Raw genomic sequence first — 431 nt, 5'->3', positions numbered from 1 at the left:
GCATGCCAGAACGGCTCGGGCTGGTGCAGCGAGACTATGCCCACCACTGATAATGGCGTGCGCGTCACAACGCGGGCTAGGGCGTTTATCGCCGGTGCGCTCCAACATCTTCGCCAGGCGTGCAGAGCGATGACGCTCTTCTACCAGTTGCTCGTAGGTCATTTTTGCCGCCCGTGCCTGAAAGCGATCAATCCCCGCCTGCATTTGAGCAGTGACAATCACTTTGTTCAGGTCGGCGATTGTCGGTGATTCTGTCTTAGCAAACTTATCTATTGCGCGGTCTTCGTGGTTCTTTTCGAAGTAACGTTTGTCATCTGGCGGCAGGTGCATATGAATCAATCCCTGATATTTTGCTTGAGCAGATAGTACCACGAAGCGAATACTTGCATAGTGTTTCGCCGTGTTCGGAATCTGAACTGAGTCGATTCAGT

1 pseudogene is annotated in these 431 nt (G+C 52.4%); it reads right to left on the bottom strand.

From position 1 onward, the window contains the following. A pseudogene (locus B2067_RS12150) lies at window positions 1–330 on the bottom strand (hypothetical protein); the annotation flags it as partial. Between the last annotated feature and the right edge of the window lie 101 nt (window positions 331–431).

The organism is Thalassolituus sp. UBA2590, assembly GCF_002339775.1.
Taxonomy (GTDB): domain Bacteria; phylum Pseudomonadota; class Gammaproteobacteria; order Pseudomonadales; family Oceanobacteraceae; genus Thalassolituus.
Note: the sequence above shows the minus strand (reverse complement) of the source record. Positions and strands in the feature narration are given on the sequence as shown.